Source organism: Kineobactrum sediminis, from assembly GCF_002868715.1.
In the GTDB taxonomy this organism is placed as follows: Bacteria; Pseudomonadota; Gammaproteobacteria; order Pseudomonadales; family Halieaceae; genus Kineobactrum; species Kineobactrum sediminis.
On the sequence record NZ_PKLZ01000033.1, the window covers coordinates 1 to 655 of the forward strand.

A 655-nucleotide genomic window follows, 5' to 3' on the forward strand; every position below is an offset into this window, starting at 1 on the left:
ATAATTTTTCAACCTTAATTGACATTAAACATAATTTATTAATATTTTTTATTTTATCAAGAATAGGAGTATATTTCATTCTACTTATTGGATGATCAACTAATTCAAAATATTGTCATTTAGGATCTATTCGAAGAGTTGCACAAATAATTTCTTATGAAGTACCATTTTTCATAATCATTTTATTTTTAGTTTTATTATCTCAATCCTATTCATTTACTCAAATAGAAGAATCTCAGTATATATTATACTTTTTTTTTGGAAATATTCTCTTATTTATTATATGATTATCTTCTTGTTTAGCAGAAACTAATCGTAGACCATTCGATTTTGCAGAAGGAGAATCCGAATTAGTTTCAGGTTTCAATGTTGAATATATAGGAGGATGATTTGCTTTAATTTTTCTATCAGAATATTTAAGAATACTTATTTTAAGAATAATTTCAACTATAATATTTTTTAGTCCTATTAAATCTATCATTTCAATAACAATTATAATCATAATCACAATTATATTAATTTGAGTACGAGGAACATATCCTCGATTTCGATATGATATATTAATATTAATAAGATGAAAAATATTTCTACCTTTATCAATATTTATTATTATATTACCATTCATTATTCCATTCATATTTAATTAATTTTAAAT

The 655-nt window shown here is 21.2% G+C and carries 2 protein-coding genes; one reads left to right on the forward strand and one right to left on the reverse strand.

Annotated features, from left to right (window positions below):
- Positions 1–149 precede the first annotated feature (149 nt).
- On the forward strand, positions 150–287 hold the full coding sequence (locus tag CWI75_RS18995; RefSeq protein ID WP_420913265.1) for a hypothetical protein: 138 nt from the start codon (positions 150–152) through the stop codon (positions 285–287).
- Here CWI75_RS18995 and CWI75_RS18775 read toward each other — a convergent pair.
- Complete coding sequence (locus CWI75_RS18775) at positions 236–625, reverse strand: hypothetical protein (RefSeq protein ID WP_241521301.1); 390 nt, start codon at positions 623–625, stop codon at positions 236–238. The genes CWI75_RS18995 and CWI75_RS18775 overlap by 52 nt on opposite strands.
- Positions 626–655 lie beyond the last annotated feature (30 nt).